The sequence below is a fragment of the Burkholderia sp. AU27893 genome, from assembly GCF_002223205.1.
In the GTDB taxonomy this organism is placed as follows: domain Bacteria; phylum Pseudomonadota; class Gammaproteobacteria; order Burkholderiales; family Burkholderiaceae; genus Burkholderia.
Window position 1 is genome coordinate 34,440 of record NZ_NKFD01000007.1, and the last position, 17,900, is coordinate 52,339.

16 protein-coding genes are annotated in these 17,900 nt (G+C 62.2%); 2 read left to right on the plus strand and 14 right to left on the minus strand.

The window, feature by feature from the left end:
* Positions 1-31 precede the first annotated feature (31 nt).
* Positions 32-1,588: an IS21-like element IS408 family transposase gene (gene istA / locus CFB47_RS39045; RefSeq protein WP_011875599.1), complete on the plus strand. Its 1,557-nt coding sequence runs from the start codon at positions 32-34 to the stop codon at positions 1,586-1,588.
* 16 nt (positions 1,589-1,604) lie between these two features.
* Entirely contained in the window at positions 1,605-2,354 is a 750-nt protein-coding gene (gene istB, locus CFB47_RS39050) for an IS21-like element IS408 family helper ATPase IstB (protein ID WP_006397350.1), read from the plus strand.
* A gap of 565 nt (positions 2,355-2,919) precedes the next feature.
* On the opposite strand, the gene CFB47_RS39055 is transcribed toward istB, so the two are convergent.
* From CFB47_RS39055 to CFB47_RS39120, 14 genes are all read right to left on the minus strand, one after another.
* Positions 2,920-3,237, minus strand: coding sequence for a P-II family nitrogen regulator (locus CFB47_RS39055; RefSeq protein WP_009687817.1), 318 nt, complete (start codon positions 3,235-3,237; stop codon positions 2,920-2,922).
* Positions 3,238-3,270: 33 nt separating this feature from the next.
* Positions 3,271-3,828: a PCYCGC motif-containing (lipo)protein gene (locus CFB47_RS39060; protein ID WP_042973472.1), complete on the minus strand. Its 558-nt coding sequence runs from the start codon at positions 3,826-3,828 to the stop codon at positions 3,271-3,273.
* Between the two features lie 22 nt (positions 3,829-3,850).
* Positions 3,851-4,012, minus strand: a complete 162-nt coding sequence (locus CFB47_RS41495) for a hypothetical protein (RefSeq protein ID WP_009687857.1) — start codon at positions 4,010-4,012, stop codon at positions 3,851-3,853.
* 82 nt (positions 4,013-4,094) lie between these two features.
* A complete protein-coding gene (locus tag CFB47_RS39065; protein ID WP_043292957.1) occupies positions 4,095-4,322 on the minus strand; it encodes a DUF2933 domain-containing protein in 228 nt (75 codons plus the stop codon).
* Between the two features lie 53 nt (positions 4,323-4,375).
* Positions 4,376-4,663 (minus strand): hypothetical protein, encoded by a 288-nt coding sequence (locus CFB47_RS39070; protein ID WP_021157491.1) that lies wholly within the window; start codon positions 4,661-4,663, stop codon positions 4,376-4,378.
* Between the two features lie 125 nt (positions 4,664-4,788).
* On the minus strand, positions 4,789-5,151 hold the full coding sequence (locus tag CFB47_RS39075; protein ID WP_011875596.1) for a hypothetical protein: 363 nt from the start codon (positions 5,149-5,151) through the stop codon (positions 4,789-4,791).
* Positions 5,152-5,202: 51 nt separating this feature from the next.
* Positions 5,203-7,074, minus strand: a complete 1,872-nt coding sequence (gene dsbD / locus CFB47_RS39080; RefSeq protein ID WP_042973489.1) for a protein-disulfide reductase DsbD — start codon at positions 7,072-7,074, stop codon at positions 5,203-5,205.
* Positions 7,075-7,147: 73 nt separating this feature from the next.
* The gene (locus tag CFB47_RS39085; RefSeq protein WP_011875594.1) at positions 7,148-7,498 is read right to left on the minus strand and encodes a copper-binding protein; all 351 of its coding nucleotides are present in this window, start codon (positions 7,496-7,498) and stop codon (positions 7,148-7,150) included.
* Positions 7,495-10,701, minus strand: coding sequence for an efflux RND transporter permease subunit (locus CFB47_RS39090; RefSeq protein ID WP_021157489.1), 3,207 nt, complete (start codon positions 10,699-10,701; stop codon positions 7,495-7,497). Before CFB47_RS39090 ends, CFB47_RS39085 begins: the two co-directional genes overlap by 4 nt.
* Positions 10,698-12,227, minus strand: coding sequence for an efflux RND transporter periplasmic adaptor subunit (locus CFB47_RS39095; RefSeq protein ID WP_011875592.1), 1,530 nt, complete (start codon positions 12,225-12,227; stop codon positions 10,698-10,700). Before CFB47_RS39095 ends, CFB47_RS39090 begins: the two co-directional genes overlap by 4 nt.
* 11 nt (positions 12,228-12,238) lie before the next feature.
* Entirely contained in the window at positions 12,239-13,531 is a 1,293-nt protein-coding gene (locus tag CFB47_RS39100) for a TolC family protein (protein WP_060096529.1), read from the minus strand.
* A 91-nt stretch (positions 13,532-13,622) separates the two neighbouring features.
* Positions 13,623-13,991, minus strand: a complete 369-nt coding sequence (locus CFB47_RS39105; RefSeq protein ID WP_011875590.1) for a hypothetical protein — start codon at positions 13,989-13,991, stop codon at positions 13,623-13,625.
* Between the two features lie 358 nt (positions 13,992-14,349).
* Positions 14,350-14,715 (minus strand): Tn3 family transposase post-transcriptional regulator TnpC, encoded by a 366-nt coding sequence (gene tnpC, locus CFB47_RS39115; RefSeq protein ID WP_009693043.1) that lies wholly within the window; start codon positions 14,713-14,715, stop codon positions 14,350-14,352.
* Complete coding sequence (locus CFB47_RS39120) at positions 14,712-17,708, minus strand: Tn3 family transposase (protein ID WP_011875589.1); 2,997 nt, start codon at positions 17,706-17,708, stop codon at positions 14,712-14,714. The genes tnpC and CFB47_RS39120 overlap by 4 nt, the downstream gene beginning before the upstream one ends.
* Between the last annotated feature and the right edge of the window lie 192 nt (positions 17,709-17,900).

Genomic DNA, 17,900 nt, shown 5'->3' on the forward strand with positions numbered 1-17,900 from the left:
GCCTGCTCCCTTTTTTGCGGGAGAAGTGCCGATGCCGACACCTCGGATGAGCATGCGCAAATTGAAGGAAGTCCTGCGACTAAAGTGGGCGTGTGGCCTGACGCATCGGCAGATCAGCCGGGCTATCGGCATCAGCGTCGGTGCCGTCTCGAAGTTCGCGGCCCAAGCCAGCCAGGCGGGACTCGATTGGGCGGCAGCCGAAGCAATGTCCGACGACGAACTGGACGCGCGCCTGAGGCCTGCGGCAACCAATGCCGCGGCGACGACGACGCGACGCATCGAGCCCGACTACACGGCATTGCATCGCGAGCTGCGCCGCAAGGGCGTGACGCTGCAACTGCTGTGGGAAGAATACGCTGAAGCGAACCCCGGCCAGCGGACGTACCGCTACACGCAGTTCTGCCAGAAGTACAAGGACTGGGCGAAGTCGATCAAGCGCTCGATGCGTCAGCAGCACCGCGCCGGCGAGAAGCTGTTCGCGGACTTCGCGGGTCCCACCGTGCCGGTCCTGGCGAGCGATGGCGGCGTCGAGTTCGAGGCGCACGTGTTCGTTGCCGTGCTCGGCGCATCCAACTACACGTTCGCGTGCGCGACGCGCACCGAGACGATGGCGGACTGGATCGGCAGCCTGTGCGATGCGCTAGAGTTCATTGGCGGCGTGCCCGAGCTGCTCGTGCCCGACAACCCGAAGGCGCTGATCGCGCGACCCGACCGTTACGAACCCGGACTCGGCACGACCACGCAGGACTTCGTGAACCACTACGGCACCGCGATGCTGCCGGCGCGTCCGCGCAAACCGCAGGACAAGGCCAAGGTCGAAGTCGGCGTGCAGATCGTCGAGCGCTGGGTGCTGGCCCGACTGCGCCACTATCGCTTCTACAGTCTGGCTGAACTCAACAAGGCGATTGCAGAACTGATCGCCGACCTAAACCAGCGCCCGTTCAAGCGGCTCGAAGGCAACCGGCGTGAATGGTTCGAACGGCTGGACCAACCCGTCCTGCGCCCGTTGCCCGTGCGTCGCTACGAGATCGCCACCTTCCAGAAGTGCCGTGTGAACATCGATTACCACGTCGATGTCGGCGGCCACTATTACAGCGTCCCGCATAGCCTCGCACGGCAGGAGGTCTGGGCGCGTATCACACGCCACGGCGTAGAGATCCTGCATGGCGGCAAGCGTGTCGCTGCGCACGCTCGCTCGCGCCTCAAAGGCAAACACACGACCATCGCCGAACACATGCCGGCTGCGCATCGCGCGCACATGGAATGGACGCCTGGGCGCCTGCTCAACTGGGGCGCATCCGTCGGCCCCGGCGCCGAGGCTGTCGTGCGGCATCTGCTGACCAACAAACCTCACCCCGAGATGGGCTATCGCGCCTGTCTCGGTCTTCTCTCGCTCGCGCGCAAGTACGGCAAACACCGCCTCGAGGCCGCATGCCAGCGTGCATTGAAGATCGGCTCGCCCACGCGTCGCTCCGTGCTGTCAATCCTGGAAGCGGGACTTGACCTGCAGCCCTCGCTCCCGACCACGCCCGCCGAATGGCGCTCGCCCGAGCACGAGAACGTGCGCGGCCCCGACTACTACCACTGACCCGAAGGAGGTCACGATGTTGATGCAGCACACCCTTACCCAGCTAAAGGCGCTCAAACTGGACGGCATGGCTCGCGCGTTCGAGGAGCAGTCAACGCTCACGGCAAGCACCAGCCTGTCATTCGAGGAACGCGTGGGCATGCTCGTAGATCGCGAGCTGGCCTGGCGTGATACGCGACGACTCGAACGTTTGCTGCGCGCCGCGAAGCTCAAGAACCCACAGGCCTGCGTCGAAGACATTGAATACCGGCAAACCCGTGGGCTGGACCAGCGCATCGTCGCCACGCTCGCCGGCTGCGACTGGGTGCGCAATGCTCAGAACCTGATCCTGACCGGCCCCACCGGCGCGGGCAAGACGTGGCTCGCTTGCGCGTTCGGCCAGCAGGCGTGCCGGCAGGGCTTCTCCGTGTTCTATGTGCGCGTCGCGCGGCTGTTCGAAGAGCTGAAAATCGCGCACGGCGACGGCAGCTTCACACGTCGGCTTGCGCAACTCGCGAAGATTGATGTGCTGATCCTCGACGATTGGGGCTTGCAGGATCTCGACCAGGCGGCGCGCAATGATCTGCTTGAGGTACTTGATGATCGTGTCGGTACGCGCTCGACTGTGATCACCAGCCAGTTGCCGCTCGAACACTGGCACGCGTGGCTGCAGGACCCCACGCTCGCCGATGCGATTCTCGATCGGCTCGTGCATCAGGCCCACAAGCTTCCGGTCAAGGGCGATTCGATGAGAAAGAAAACGAAATCCGAGTCCGCTGACGCCTGATCGTGATCACCGTCGCTATAATCCATTGACCGCGCAACACCACCTTCCAGACTGATCACGTTCGCCGAAACGATTGATCACCATCGCCGAAATCCGCACGACGACTTCGCAACCTCGCCGATATTCATCGTTTTCCCCTCTCGAAACGGCCATTCGAACCGCACTGACTATTCTTGACCTTCCCACGTTGGGAAGGTCAAGTGGTTTCGATTCAAGGGGTAATCGTTCGATTCGTGGTGCGGCACGGAAAGAGGCCGAACGGCTGATCCTGTGGGCCATCGTCAAACGGGCCGGGCGCTGTCGTCTGAGATTGATAATCATTGAGAGGCCTCCTGGCCGCCCGAAGGAGGCGGCGGCTAGGGTCTACTAGTTGAACTGCGACGGTCAACAGGACCCTTGAGGAGGCTGAAATGAACTATAGCGGCATCGATCTTCGTTCGTAAGCGAAATTAAGCGCACCTAGAATCGGAAGCTGAACGAGCGCAGGCTTGCGTCCGCAACTACAACTTGCGGGCGCTGCGTCTCTCAAAATGCAGAGCCAGTAACGTAGGACCAGGACGTTTGCTCAGCGGGCGCCTTCAGTCGCCGCCCGCACTCGCAGAAAGCGTTCTACCGGTACGACGGCAACGACGCCATCACCACTAGATTCCTCGTTGGCGACCGTCATGATTTCCTCGATCAGCGCGTCGACGTTCTCGGCGACTGTGAAGATTTCGATCTTGATGTGCTCAGTCGTCCAGTCGTTGGCAAAGAGATTGGGATGTGCACCGAATCCCCTTGCATGGGTCACCGTCATGCCGTGGATGTGTAGCGCGCCCAACTGCCGCTCGAGCATCTTGAGTACATTGGGGCGCAGTATCGCGATCACGCATTTCAGTTCCATCGCATCCTCCGTTTCTAATATGAGTCATCACTCCTATCCCTTGGACGCCCACTTCGCATCGACGGCCGCCTGAATCTTCGCTGCGTCCTGGATACCCGATTGCGTCATCCGGTAGGCGATTTCAGCGGTCCCCTGGCAAACCGGACACGACACAGCCATCCGGTCCTCGAAGCATTGAAGATTCGAACGGTGCTCGCCACGGTTCTCGCATCCACACCAGCAGTAGAGCTTGTTGAGCGTCGCGGGAATCCTGGTCGCTACCCAGTACGCGTGCCGCACGGCGTTGTCCGAGAATTGCGCCGGATTCAGTACGTGCGAGGCGTCGAATACTCCTGATGGAACGATGCGCAACCCGTCTGGTCGCAGCATGCCAACTCGCCAGCCGGGTATCTGTTGGATCGCATTTGTTGACTCGATGGCAACTCCCGTGGGGCCGGCAACCCAATGGACAAATGACGGCCCCCACACCAACGCCGTCGGCATCGCAATAATCAGGGCCAGCAGAGACAGCAGATGCCACCCCGACTTGCTGCCAAGGCTAGAGTGCTTGCTGACGATGCTGCCGGCCTGAGGTCGTATGTGTCGTTTCACTTTCAATCTCCCAGATTCCCGGTCAGAATCCCGGATGCTGATACATGGTGCCTCCACAAGACAGCATCCCGTGCATCATTCCGGTGTGCATTGCCCACATCGCACCTGTACCCAGCACCGCTAACAGGCCGATGACCGCGAGCAAGCCGATGATAAAATTGACGATTAGTTTCCCGTTGAACATATGCTCTCCGTGAAGCGAACCGGACCAGAACGATGGGCGCTCCCACCGCACCGGTCCGAAGTTCCCGCAGAAATCGACGGACTCAGTGTTTGGCTTCGTCCGTTACCCGAGCGCGCGTGGCGGGACCGCCAGTGTGAGAACGCACGCCACGCATCATGAACATCATCGATAGCGGGCAGATGAATACACTGGCGATAACAGCGAGCGTTGCAAGCGTGCCTCTGAGAGGAGGAAATGCCCAGTAACCGAGGGCGATGACGGCGACCAGTGCGAGCGCAACGGCCGCCATGGTTTTCCAGTTGCATTTCATGTGAAGTCCTTGTCAGGCTGTATCCAATGTGAGTAACGTGGTCGGGCTTGCGGTCACTTCGACGGTGGCGTAACCGCCTGGTCGGAATACTTCATCATGATGTCGCTCATGGCCCGCATCATCTCGGCGTGCATTCGCATCGCGGTCTTCGGGTCCAGACCGGCGCTTCCACCCATCATCGGGCAGCCGCCCATCATTCCGCCCATCATCATCGCGCCGTGACCGTGCTCACGGTCCTGCATCGCCGGACTGGAAGAAGAGCCAGTGGCAGCGAGGCCCACTGCGCTCGCAGCGAGCAATAGCGTGGAAACAACAGCCAATCGTGCATGTCTTGCGTTCATGTGTATCTCCATCTTTCGTTCGTAGAATCGAATCGAGCATGTGACGCTTCGCGGATGGTCACGCGGGCCGCGAGCGAACTCGAGCCGCGGTACGGAACCGCTGGGCAAGCGCCGACGGAGGAGAGTTACAACGAACGCGGGGGCGGTGCTGGCAGCTCAGGAATGAACTGCTCGGAAAGGATCCGGGTGATGGCCCGATAATCAGGTGTCGATGGGGCAATGCCGACGGTATGCGACATCGGTATGGCCGGCATCCCGCACACGGAGCTTCCCATGCCCGCGTGGCAAGCAGATGGATGAGCGCTGGTACCGACGTGCATCGTGCCGGATGTGCATCCTGTCGCTTCGATAGCGCCTGCTGCCTTCATGGGATGCTGTACGGCAGGCATCGACGACATTTCTGGACATAACGCGGCCTGGGCGGGGTAACCGAGCATCGGCAACCACGCGATCAGGAAGCAGGCGACGAGTTTGACCCAGAGATTCATGATTTTCAGTATAGGCGCCGATGAGTCCTGCTGCGGCCGCCGACAGCTGCGTTATTGCGCCACATCACTCGACTGCAAGCGTTTCAGATGGGCCAGGAATGCGTCCGCCCCAATAAATCCGACCAGTTGCGCATCAGGCTGCTCCCGACCAGTTTTGTCGAAGAAAATCAGGGCCGGAGGGCCAAACAGACCGAACCGCCGCAGCATCGCCGTGTCGGCCTCGGTATTTTTCGTCACGTCGATGCGTAGCAACTTCCAGTGCGTAAACTCGTCCATCACACGTGCATCAGTGAACGTGAAGCGCTCGAGTTCCTTGCAGGTGATGCACCAGTCCGCGTAGAAGTCCACCATGACAGGTGTTCCTCGTGCGAGCTTGAGCGCCTCGTCCAGCTTGGCGTTCGAGGTGATCGTGTCGAATCGCGCTGCCGAACTTGCGCCACCTCCCGCTGACGCCGACATCCGCGTCAAACCGCCCAGTGGCATCAGCATGTCGAAATTGCCCGATGCGACGCCAACAAACTCGGCGATACCTGCGACCAGCAGCAACACACCGAGCGCTTTGCCGACTCGGGCAATCCCCGTCGCGCCGGCCGGTAAAGGGTCGATCGCACGTAGCATCATTCCGCAAGCAGTCAGCAGCAATGCGACCAGTGACATCAGCAGCCAGACAGGCAGCAGTGAATAGACGAACCACAGCGCTGCGGCCAGCAGCATGACACCGAGTGTGTTCTGGACCGCGACCATCCAGTGTCCCGACTTGGGTAGCAGGCGCGTTCCGAACGTGCCGACAAGCAGCAGCGGAATGCCGATCCCGATACCCATCAAATACAGCGCCAGCGTACCGCCTGCGATGTCATGACTGTTGGCGATGTAGACCAGTGCGCCTGCCAGTGCCGGTGTGGAACACGGCCCGACAATCAGCGCGGACAACATGCCCATCACGAACACCGGCCCAACACGGCCTCCGGGCAAGCGTCTGCTCCATCCCGCAAACCGCGTCTGCCAGCCCGTCGGCAGTTGCAACCTGAACACGCCGAACATACCGAGCGCGAGGATGAGCATGAGCGCGCCGAACGTGGCCAGTAACCAGGGTTTCTGCGTCACCGCCACAAGTGGAATGCCAACGACTGCCGCAATGGTTCCAGCCGCCGCGTATGTCATCGCCAGTCCTTGTACATAGGCGAACGACAGCGAAACCCCGCGCCATACCGGCAACCGCTCACGGGTACCGTTAATGACCGCCGTTACGATAGGGATGAGCGGATACATGCACACGGTGCCCGCCATCAGCAGACCAGCCACCAGAAAGCCTAGCAATTCGGCGATGCCGATCCCATTGGCAGGACGCAGCGGTAGACCCGGTACGGCGGACTGCCGGCTTTTCTCGACGACAGGGAAGTCCGCTGCATTCGCACTCCCAACGAGCGCTGCGAGCGTCACAGCACCGTCCGCAGCGATCCGAAAGCGGCGCGTCTGCGGCGGATAGCAGACCCCCACGTCGGCACATCCTTGCGATGTAACTGTCAGCATGGCGCTCGACGTGATCGCAGCGGACAACGGAAGACGAATCCGGACGGGCTGGTGATAGACCTGGACCACGCCGAACGTCGGGTCGTTCTTCGACTCGGAGGGCGGCATCGAATCCGGTTTTACCAGTGTGCCGTCAACCGCAAAGCTGATTCGGTCGCGATACAGGTAATACCCGGGCTTCGTCTTGAAGTCGAGCACGACCTCCATCGGGCTCGCGAGGCTGACGGTCAACGGAAATGCCTGCTCAGGCGCAAGCAGTTCGGATTCGTTGACTGCGTAAGCCGAAAAGGATGCGGGTCCGAGCAACAGGACAAGGGCGAAGCGAAGTATGCGACTCAATATGTCCGCTGTTTGGTAGTCAGACTGATACGCGTTGGATGATGTCGTTCGCATGGTGGTCTCCTCGCCCGAACTCCTGGCTGCCGGCGCGCGGACAGAAGCCTGCGTGCCAGCCATCAACGCTTCGTCACAAGCGCTTTTCGAGTTTTACGATGGTCAGGGTGCCGTTGACTTCTTCGACGCGCACCTTGACCTTGTCGCCTTCCTTGATCTGCTTGACCATCGCGGCATCCTTCGCCTTGAACGCCATCGTCATCGGCGGCATGCCGACGTTTTCCAGCGCGCCGTGCTTCAGCGTGACCATGCCTGTCGCCACGTCGACTTTCTTGACCTCTGCGTCGGTGAGCGCATTGTTCGACGACACTTTCATCGCGGAAGCCCTGGTCGACATATCCATGCCGGCCATGTCGTTGCCGGCAAATGCGGGCGTGGCGAAAGTGGCTGCAAGGGCAGCGGACATAACAAACAGTTTCTTCATTGGATCTCTCCAGTTTGGTTGACTGGCACGTTCGTGCCGGAAGGGTTTGTGTGGGGAAAATGGACAGCGCTGGCCTGTCGTGCGCGACGACGCTGCAACAGGAACCACGCTGCGGGAATCACGAACATCGACAGAAGTGGCGCGGTCACCATGCCGCCGACCATCGGCGCGGCGATACGCTGCATGACCTCCGACCCTGCACCGTGCCCGACCATGATCGGAATGAGGCCGGCGAGCACGACGGCCACCGTCATTGCCTTCGGCCGTACGCGCAGCACGGCGCCTTCGCGAATCGCGTCGAACAGCAACGCCTCGGTGAGCAGCTCGCCATCTTCCAGCCGGCGATTGAGCGCACCTTTCAGGTACAGCAGCATGACCACCCCAAACTCGGCAGCGACGCCCGCAAGCGCGATGAATCCGACCGATGTCGCGACCGACACCGCGTGGCCGAGTATCCAGATGAGCCAGAAGCCGCCGACCAGCGCGAACGGCACGGTCGACATCAGCAGCAGCGCATCGGCGGCGGAGTTGAAGGTCAGGAACAACAGCACGAAGATGACAACCAGCGTCACCGGAATGACGGTCCGGAGCCTGGCCGCCGCGCGCTCCAGGTACTCGAACTGGCCCGACCACGCAATCGAGTAGCCGGGTGGCAACTGGACCTGCCGAGCCACGACCTGCTGCATTGCCTTCACGGCGGATTGGAGATCCGTGTTGCGGATATCGACGTAGACGTACCCGGAGAGCCGAGCATTCTCGCTGCGAATCATCGGCGGGCCGTCGGCGATCGTGATGTGGGCGACGTCGCCGAGCTGGATTTGCGCGCCGCGATCCGTGACGATTGGCAGTTGCCGCAGCTTCTCAAGCGAATCGCGGAATTCGCGCGGGTAGCGGATATTGATGGGGAAGCGCTCGCGGCCGGCAATCACCTCGCCAACGTTCTCACCGCCCACCGCCGACGACACGACCGACTGGATATCGGCCACCGACAGTCCGTAGCGTGCTGCGGCGAGCCGGTCGATGTCCACGTCGATATAGCGCCCGCCGTTGAGCCGTTCCGCGAGTGCGGACGTCACACCAGGGACACCTTTGACGGCCGTTTCAACCTGCGTCGCGATACGGTCGATCTGCGTCAGGTCCGGCCCGGAAATCTTGACGCCCACCGGCGTCTTGATGCCGGTCGACAACATGTCGAGGCGATTGCGGATCGGCGGCACCCATACGTTCGAAAGACCGGGCACCTTGACCGTCCGGTCCAGCTCATCGACCAGCTTTTCCGGCGTCATGCCCGGCCGCCACTGGCTGCGCGGCTTGAACTGGATGGTGGTCTCGAACATCTCGAGCGGTGCCGGGTCTGTGGCCGTATCCGCCCGGCCCGACTTGCCGAACACTGTCGCGACCTCGGGCACGGTCTTGATGAGCCGGTCGGTTTGCTGCAGCAGCTCGCTCGCTTTCTCGGCGGAAATGCCCGGAAGAGCGGTCGGCATATACAGCAAATCGCCCTCGTCGAGCGGCGGCATGAATTCGCCGCCAAGACGCGAAATCGGCAGAATCGTCAGCACCAGCGCGACAACTGCGAGACCAATCGCCGCCCACGGCCAGCGCAGCGTCGCCTCAAGCAATGGACGATACAGCCAGATCAGCACGCGATTGATGGGATTCGCGTTCTCATGCGGAATACGGCCGCGGATCAGGTAACCCATCAGGACAGGCACGAGCGTGACCGACAAACCTGCTGCCGCCGCGATCGTGTAGGTCTTCGTGAACGCCAGCGGAGAGAACAGCTTGCCCTCCTGGCCTTCCAGCGAGAACACCGGAATGAACGACAGCGTGATGATGAGAAGCGAGAAGAACAATGCCGGCCCGACCTCAGTTGCCGAAGCTGCGATGAGTTCCCAGCGCTGCGCGGCGGTCATCCGTGTCTCGGGGAACGCATGCTCGAACGCTTCCAGGTGCTTGTGCGCGTTCTCGATCATCACGATGGCCGCATCGATCATCGCGCCGATCGCGATCGCGATACCACCGAGCGACATCAGGTTCGCGTTGACGCCCTGATACCGCATCACGATGAACGCGGCCAGCACGCCGAGCGGCAACGACAGAATGGCGACGAACGCGCTGCGCAGGTGAAACAGGAACACCGCACAGACGAGCCCAACGATGATGAACTCCTCGATGAGCTTGTCCTTCAGGTTGTCCACCGCGCGTTCGATGAGTTGCGAGCGGTCGTAAGTCGTGACGACTTCGACGCCGGGTGGCAGCGAGCGCTTCAGGTCGGCGAGCTTCGCCTTCACCGCGTCAATGGTCTTCAGCGCATTTTTTCCCGAGCGCATCACGATGACGCCGCCGGCGACTTCGCCCTGACCGTTCAGCTCCGCGATGCCGCGACGCATCTCGGGGCCGATCTGGATGCGTGCGACGTCGCCCAGCAGCACCGGCGTGCCCGCGTCGTTGGTGCGCAATACGACATTCCGGAAGTCGTCGAGCGAGCGCAGATAGCCCGACGAGCGCACCATGTACTCCGATTCGGCCAGCTCGACGACCGAGCCGCCGGATGCCTGGTTTGCCTTGCCGAGCGCATCGGTCACCGCGGCTTGCGTGATGCCGTAAGCGCGCAGCTTGTCCGGGTCGAGCACGACCTGGTACTGGCGCACCATGCCGCCGATGCTGGCGACCTCGGAGACGTCCGGCACTGCTTTCAGCTCGAACTTCAGGAACCAGTCGTTCAGCGCGCGCAGCTGTCCGAGGTCGTGCTGTCCGGTCTTGTCGACCAGCGCGTACTCGTACACCCATCCCACGCCGGTCGCGTCCGGCCCGAGCGAGACGGTCGCGCCCTGCGGCAGGCGGCTTTGCACCTGATTCAGGTATTCGAGCACGCGCGAACGTGCCCAGTACTGGTCGGTCTTGTCGTCGAACAGCACGTAGACAAACGCATCGCCGAACGACGAGTACGCGCGAATGGTCTTTGCGCCCGGCACGCCGAGCAGCGTCGTCGTGAGCGGGTAGGTGACCTGGTCCTCGATAACCTGCGGCGCCTTGCCCGGATACGATGCCTTGATGATGACCTGTGTATCGGACAGGTCGGGCAGTGCGTCGAGCGGCGTCTCGGCGACCGAGTAGAGGCCCCAACCGGTCATGAGTACAGTCGCGAGCAGCACCAGGAAACGGTTGTGGATGGACCATCGGATGAGCCGGGCAATCATTGCACGCCTCCGACCGGTTCGACCTTCGTCAACTGGTAGCCCTCATCCGACTGCTTGAAGACGAAGTGCACCGTCTGTCCGGCCTTGACGTCGGGGAAGGCATCGGGAGCGGGCTTGTTGAACGCCATCGTCATCGCGCCCCAGCCGAGCGCCGGCACGGGTTGATGGGAGAACGTGATGTCCGCAGCGGTCACTTTTTCGACCTTGCCGGTGGTCTCGTACGTTTGTGCTGCGACGGCGGGTGCGGACGCCGGTGCGCTTGCGCTTGCCCCCGTGCTGCCCTCCAGCCTCGGCAGAACGGACTTCAGGCTCGCTTCGGAATCGATCAGGAACTGGCCGGACGCGACAACGGTGTCGCCGTCGTTCAGGCCGCTCAGCACCTCGGTTTCGTTGCCAATGTCATTGCCCACGGTAACCGTCGCCGGCTGAAGGCGCCCGTCGCCGTTCTTTACGATGACGACCGAGCGCTTGCCCGTTGTGATCACGGCTTCGGAGGGCACCAGCAGTCGCGAGACAGCCTTCTGGCCGGCAACGCGCACGCGCATCAGCATGCCCGGCGTCAGCTTGAATCCGGCGTTGTCGATTTCCAGACGCGCCTGGAGCGTGCGGCTGGTGGTGCTGATGCCCGGCAGGATTTCGCGGATGCGACCGTTGAAGTGTTGTGTCGGGTCGCCTGCGAACGTCGCATCGACGGTCATACCGGGTTGTACGCCCAGCGCGAGCGCCTCGGGAATCTCGACGATGAGCCACAGCTTCGACAGGCCGGCAATCTTCGCGAGTGTCTGGCCGGGCGCGACCATCGCGCCGTCGCGGACGTTCAGTTCGCTGACGACACCGGACTCGGGCGACGTCAGCAAGACGTGCGTCTGGGCCTTGCCGGTTCGGTCAAGGCTCGCGATGATTCCATCAGGAATCGACAAGGCGCGCATCCGCGCTCGCGACGCTTCGAGCAAAGTGGCGTCCATGCCGCCGCGCTTGAGTGCGAGATATTCCTCCTGCGGCGCGAGCCATTCCGGGACGAACAGCGATGCGACTGGTGCGCCTTTTGCGATGCGTTGCATCGGCGCGTTCGCATAGAGCCGGTCGATGTAGCCGGTGACGCGCGACTGCACGACATCCGAGTGCGATTCATCGAACTGCGTCGTGCCGATGGCATCGAATCCGCCGGTCGTTTCCTGCCGACGCACGGTCGCATAGCGAATGCCAAGATTCTGCTCAAGCCCCGGGTCGATCTTGATGCCTGAAGAGCTCTCGCCTTCATCCGCGTAGACAGGCTCAAGTTGCATGTCCATGAATGGCGATTTACCCGGCTTGTCGAAATGCTGGTTCGGCACCATCGGGTCGTGCCAGTACAGCACCTTCCGCCCGGTCTTCGGGTCGATCTTGCCGCCCGGCGAGGCGGCGCCAGTCGAGGCAACTGCGGTGCCGGTCGCCGCGTGACGCGTTCCCGCGAAATAGCCCGCGCCGAGCAGCGCCGCGCCGGCAAATACCGTCAACACCGCGCGTGCCAAAGGTTTCCTGTTCATGCTGTTCTCCGTCATTGCGCGGCGGCCATCGTCGGTGGCACGACTTGATATTCGAGCTGCGCCCAGGTCTGCGACACCTCTCGTTTGAGGTCGAGCACCTGCAACTGCGCTTCCAGTTGGGCACGGCGGGCAGCGAACGTGTCCGCGAGCGAGCCGCTACCAGCGCGATAGGCAGCATTCGCGAGTTGCACGCGCTGGTCCGCGGCGGGCAGCAACGACTGGCTCAGATTGGCGATGCGCTCGCGCCCGCTCGCCAGGGTCGCGGATTGTGCGCGGATGTCGGCTTGCACCTGTCGCAGCGCGTCTTCGTACATCAGCCGCGCCTTCGTGGCGAGTTCGGCTTTCTCGGCGACGTCGCGGTCCTGGTTGTTTTTCCGGTTCAACGGCAATGGAATGGTGACGCCGACGGACACCATATTCGAGTACGCACCGCCGCGTTGCTGGTACGCGACCTCCCATGTCCAGTTCGGGCTGCGCTCGCTGTCGGCGACTGCCGTATCGGCATCAGCGACCGCGATGTCATCCGCGGCGGCGACGAGCGTCGGCTGCGACAGACGCAGTTCGTCAGGTGGGAGCGACGACACGAACGACTCGGGCGCCGGCGGTTCACCGGTCACATCGGAGACGGGAACGGCCGTCCAGCGTGACAACCCAATAAGCGCGGTCTGATAAGTCTGTTGCGCCTTGAGCACCTGGTCCTGAGTCTGCGCGAGCATCACCTGCGCCTGTACCACGTCGGCGGTGCTTGCCTTGGCGCCGCGATACGACGCCTTCGTCGCCTCCAGCTCGTGGTGCATGTGGTCGCGGAGCGCCTGCTGCAGCGCCAGCGCCTGTTTCGCATACACGGCGTTCAGCCAGGCTGTGGAAGTTTGCTGGCGAACGTTGGCGAGTTGCACCAGATAGTCGGCGCGCTCGCGCCCGACCACCTCATCGGCCAACGCGGAACGCAGCTGCCGCTTCTCGCCAGATACCCACTCCTGTTCGATGCCGATGCGGCGCATCGTCATGAAGTCCTGGCCGATGGTGAAGCGTTGCGGACCGTTGACCGGCAGGTTATCGATGCCGGCCTTGAGCATCGGGTCCGGCAGTTGTCCGGCCTTGACGGCCGCCTCGGAGCTGGCGCGGACGGACGACTGCGCGGCCTGCATCGATGCAGAGCGATCGGTCGCCGACTGTAGCGCGGCGTCCAGCGTGAAAGGCGCCTGCTGGGCGTGAACGACGCCCGCGACGAGAAGCGCGGCAAAAAGCGTGTGCACGCGCCAAGGTACACGCCGGCGCAGCGGCGTGCCGAAAATGAATGGCATGTTCTAACCCCAAAGGCGAAATCCCATAGGGATTCCGCGTCCGGCATACGACGAACCTCACCGCAACTGCGGTGAACCTGTCAGCGAGGGATTAGACGAGACGCGGCGGTCGCCATAACCCGTTCGGGTCACGGACCGGAAGAGACTGGGTGTAATGGAAGATGACAGGCGTGCCGACCGCAGCCGGGCGGCCGATTTCAGCCCTGGCGGCCGGGTGATAGAGGCTGCCGAACTGGCATTGGGCGGTTACTTTGCAAAACATGCCCTTGACCTTGGCCTTGTCGACGGATGCGGGCTTCATCGAATCGCAGCCCGGCATGTCAGCGGATACGCTGGCGTCCGCATCCATGGACATGGTTTGCTGCATCGGACATTCACCGGTCAAGCCACTGGCTGCCAGCCCACTGATGGGCAGCACCGCGCAGAGCAGCAACAGGATGACGGTCCGGAGCAGTTTCATGGCGGAAATTATAGCCTGCAGCCTGGCGCGATCGCGGTGGATAATTGCACTACTTTTTGTCGGACCACGATCTGAACCAGACGGGCAGCTTGCAATGCGAACGCCAATGGCGACTGCGGGGTGCGGAGGAGACCAATCAGGAAGTAGCTGATTTCATTATGCAACTCAGTCGGCGGATGCGGGCTTCGATGCGTGCTCGCACTCGAATGTCGCGAAGGTCGGTCAACCAGCGTTCGAATACGGCGGTCTTGATGAGTTCGATCATGTGTCAACTATGGCTGACACTTTTCGACCGTGTCAACTATGACTGACAATGATCGGGCCACCACATACTGTCTCGATCGGTGGGCGGGCGCCTTCAACCCTCGCCAAACCCGTCGTCCGGGTGCAGCGCTTCGAGCGGTTCGAGCATCGTCCTCACCCGCGTGAGTTCCATCACAAATTCGTCAATCAGATCAAGCGCGCCCAGCACCTGCTCGGGCAAGGTACCTTCGCGGCGCGACGGAACCGACGGTGCGCCATTCAATACTGAGTGCGCCATGCTGTGGATCTCAAGCAGATCGTCGCGTAGCCCCTCGGGATCATGAAGCTGGATGCGTATGCGATCGACAATATCGACGGCGGCCAGCAGGCGGGTGGTATCGTAGCTCGATTCGAGCCGCTCGAGCGCGGCGGTGTCGATATCGCCGAAATAGGTCGTCGTGATGGCCGGGCGTGCAGTCATGGTCGGGGTGCATAGGTACGGGCAGCATGGCCGAACAGCGGATCCTTGATCCAGGCTTCCGGCCGACGGTCCAGGTGCAGTTTATAGTGGCCGAAGCGGCGGATGTTGTGGGTCGGGTACGGGCTCAGAAACTCGATGTCTTCGGCGCGCACTTTCTCGCTGTTAGCCGCCATCTCGCGCAGCGCCTGCATCATGTCCACCGTGTTCTGCAAGATCACGGCCGATGCGACCAGGTCATTGTAGCGTAGCCGTTTCTGCTGTTCCTCCGGCTCGTTCTCGGCGATCACGTCACCGCCGAACGACAGCCATTTGGAGAAGCCGTTGTAAGACTCGATCTTGTTCGTGTTCGCGGTGACCTCCTGCCGCAATTCGAGGCTGCCGATCCACTCGAGCAGAAACACCGTGCGAACAACGTTGCCGAGCTCGCGCGCGGCCAGGTACAGCCGGTTCTTGCGGCTTTCGGAGCCGAGCCGGCGCAGCAGCAGCGGCGACGAGATCGTGCCTGCCTGAATCGACAGCGCGACCTGCATCAGCTCCTGCCAGTGCTGCTCGATCAGCACCCAGTCGATGGTCGCCTTGAACAGCTTGTCGACGTGCTTGTATTTGGCCTTGCTGTCTGGGCGGTACAGGACGAGATCCTTCCAGTTGCGAATCCGCGGCATCAGGTTGATGCCGAGCAGGTACGTGAACGCAAAAACGGCGGCCGACTGCCCCTGCGTGTCGGCATGGACCGTATCGGCCTTGATCGACAGGCCCGCTTTCAGCAGGCCCTCGATCACATAGATCGCCTCCCAGACGCCCGGCGGAATGAAGTGCTGGAACACCGCGATATAGTTGTCGGCAACGTGCCGGTACGCGACCGCGCCCATTTTTCGGTAGCGGAAGTGATAGCCGGCCAGCAGGTTGTTGTCGTAGAAGTCGTACTGCGTGCCGTCGGCCGCCACCGTCTTGCCATCGCCCCAGTGTTTTGGCAGGTCCAGCCGCAGGTACAGTTCGATCAGCTCGCGCTGTGCAGTCTCGAGCTTGTCCAGGCTCACGTGCCGACGGTTGACGAACGACAGCATGTGCGCGGTGACATCCGAGTCGAGATGGCGGGCCGCCTGGGTCGGGCCGAGATTGCAGCCCATCGCGAAAATCGTGAGCAGGTAGCGCTCGGCCGCCTTGCGAATCTGGGGATCGCTCCCGGACAGCGGCCCGAAGTGCCGCGTGAAATGCGTCCAGTGTTCGATGTTCGCGAGGATGTCCAGCATGTTTCGCGTCGGCAGGCGGGCGTTCAGCCGCTCCTGCAATGCGATCGCGCTCGCCGGGATCTCTTTCGCGACGGTTTTGCGCAGGATAGGTTCGCCGTGACGATCGATCACGACGTGCTCGCGCTTGCGCGGCAATTCGTCGTCGAGCTTGTGGGAAGCGTCGGTCAGCCATTGACGCAGGTGGCACACGAAGTCACTGCTGGTCGTGGGCATGCCGAGCTTGTCGCAATAGTCTGGCAACTGCTGCTCGCATTGCCGCCATGGCAGGAGGTGATCGCGATAGTCGGCGTAGGCGTCGGAGCCGGACACGCACAGATCGCCGACCCGTAGCTCTTCGGCCATGTACGAGAACACGCAGAGTTCGAGATACCGTCGATTGGTCGGCAATCCGTCGCCGTGGGTGCGACGTGCGAGCTTGCGCCACCGTGGCGCCGCAAAGCCCAGGTCAACATCAGCATCGATCCACTCGCGATGCCGCGACTCGTTTTCCAGCACGACGTCGAGCGCATCGAGCAGCGTGCGGACCGGGCTGGTCGAATCCCATTCGAGCGTACGGGCGACACGCATCATGACCGAACGGTGGGCCTTGAAGTGCTTCCAGAGCAGCGGCAGATAGTTGCGGCCGCTGAACGCGCGGATCGCCGCACAACTCTCGCGCAACGGCTCGAGATCGCCTTTCGGCGCAAGCAGCTTCCTGACCGCTCGGGCGATGGCCGTCTCGTCGGATTCATCGGCGAGAATGTCGACCACACCGTCCAGCAAGCCGACGAGATCCTCGACCTGATCACGCTGTTTTCGCTGAATGGCGTCCAGTTCGTCGCTCGCGCGCTTGTGGATCGCGCCCATGCGCCGGACGAACATGTCGGCGAGATCGTCGCGGGCGCGCACGCGCATACGGTTGAGCAGCGCGACGATCAGCGTGTAGCGCTTCTCGGGCGAAGTGTCGTTCCTGAGCGCCGACGCGTCGAGCGCCATCGCCTGATTGGCGAGCGAGCGCAACTTTGAGGCTGGAATCCCGGCGACGGCCAGTGAGAAATCGCCGAGCTCGTCGAGCCAGGAGACCTGCTCAATCAGCAGGTCCAGATGCTGGCGCGATGGGCGTTTCGCGTGACGCTTGATCCGGTTGTAGGCAGTCTGCCGGCTTGACAGATCACGCGCGAGCAACCGGTCGAGCGCGAGTTTCTGCTCATCGGTCAGGCGTCGCGTGACGCGCTTGAAGAGCCGGGACTGCGCCCGCGCGTGAATCTGTTCGGTCAGCCGATCGAGCGTCGAGAACGCCGGCAGTTCGATATCGCGCGCGATGAGTTCGTCGATCGTCGCGTTGATGATGTCGACCGGTTGGTCCATCGTCAGCGACGCCGTGTGCGCCGCCCGTGTCGCGATCGCGTTGGCGTCGGTGCCGTAATACGGCTTCACGTCCAGGTAGGTGCGAACCGCCGCGTAATGCCGGAACAGCGTTGGGGAGGTCTCTGTGTCGTAGCCGAACTGTACGGAGTCGCCGATATCCGCGGCTGCCCGAATATGCTCGACAACGGCGGCCGGAATGGTGTCGGCCGGCGGGAAATAGTGCAGTTGCTGAAAGACCTTCAGCAGCACCAGCAGGCCCAGTCGAGGTCGCTCACCGCGTGTTGAGCGGCGCGCCCATTCGAGCTCGTCGGGCAGTGGGGTGTAACAGGCTTGCAGTTCCCGGGGTGCCAGAACCTCGGGAAAGCGCGGGTACGCGGTACGTTCGAGGGTAGCCATTGCGGATCGTCCGGATCGCAGAGGGCCGCTTAGATTAGCGCAATAAAAATCTGGCGTTACTGCGCAAAATAGTAATAAGCAAGGCGGAGTTCATAACTACAAGGCTTATGATAGGAATTCGCGCTTACCTTGTCCATGCCCCAATTACCCTCCACCACCATCCAACCGCCCCAAGCATTCAAGAAAAGGCCG

What these genes read in the sequence shown, in the direction of transcription:
- tnpC (WP_009693043.1), bottom strand. Translation starts at nt 14,715, where the DNA reads ATGACTGCACGCCCGGCCATCACGACGACCTATTTCGGCGATATCGAC.
- CFB47_RS41495 (WP_009687857.1), bottom strand. Translation starts at nt 4,012, where the DNA reads ATGTTCAACGGGAAACTAATCGTCAATTTTATCATCGGCTTGCTCGCG.
- istA (WP_011875599.1), top strand. Translation starts at nt 32, where the DNA reads ATGCCGACACCTCGGATGAGCATGCGCAAATTGAAGGAAGTCCTGCGA.
- CFB47_RS39090 (WP_021157489.1), bottom strand. Translation starts at nt 10,701, where the DNA reads ATGATTGCCCGGCTCATCCGATGGTCCATCCACAACCGTTTCCTGGTG.
- CFB47_RS39085 (WP_011875594.1), bottom strand. Translation starts at nt 7,498, where the DNA reads ATGAAGAAACTGTTTGTTATGTCCGCTGCCCTTGCAGCCACTTTCGCC.
- CFB47_RS39120 (WP_011875589.1), bottom strand. Translation starts at nt 17,708, where the DNA reads ATGGCTACCCTCGAACGTACCGCGTACCCGCGCTTTCCCGAGGTTCTG.
- dsbD (WP_042973489.1), bottom strand. Translation starts at nt 7,074, where the DNA reads ATGCGAACGACATCATCCAACGCGTATCAGTCTGACTACCAAACAGCG.
- CFB47_RS39105 (WP_011875590.1), bottom strand. Translation starts at nt 13,991, where the DNA reads ATGAAACTGCTCCGGACCGTCATCCTGTTGCTGCTCTGCGCGGTGCTG.
- CFB47_RS39100 (WP_060096529.1), bottom strand. Translation starts at nt 13,531, where the DNA reads ATGCCATTCATTTTCGGCACGCCGCTGCGCCGGCGTGTACCTTGGCGC.
- istB (WP_006397350.1), top strand. Translation starts at nt 1,605, where the DNA reads ATGTTGATGCAGCACACCCTTACCCAGCTAAAGGCGCTCAAACTGGAC.
- CFB47_RS39075 (WP_011875596.1), bottom strand. Translation starts at nt 5,151, where the DNA reads ATGAATCTCTGGGTCAAACTCGTCGCCTGCTTCCTGATCGCGTGGTTG.
- CFB47_RS39070 (WP_021157491.1), bottom strand. Translation starts at nt 4,663, where the DNA reads ATGAACGCAAGACATGCACGATTGGCTGTTGTTTCCACGCTATTGCTC.
- CFB47_RS39095 (WP_011875592.1), bottom strand. Translation starts at nt 12,227, where the DNA reads ATGAACAGGAAACCTTTGGCACGCGCGGTGTTGACGGTATTTGCCGGC.
- CFB47_RS39055 (WP_009687817.1), bottom strand. Translation starts at nt 3,237, where the DNA reads ATGGAACTGAAATGCGTGATCGCGATACTGCGCCCCAATGTACTCAAG.
- CFB47_RS39065 (WP_043292957.1), bottom strand. Translation starts at nt 4,322, where the DNA reads ATGAAATGCAACTGGAAAACCATGGCGGCCGTTGCGCTCGCACTGGTC.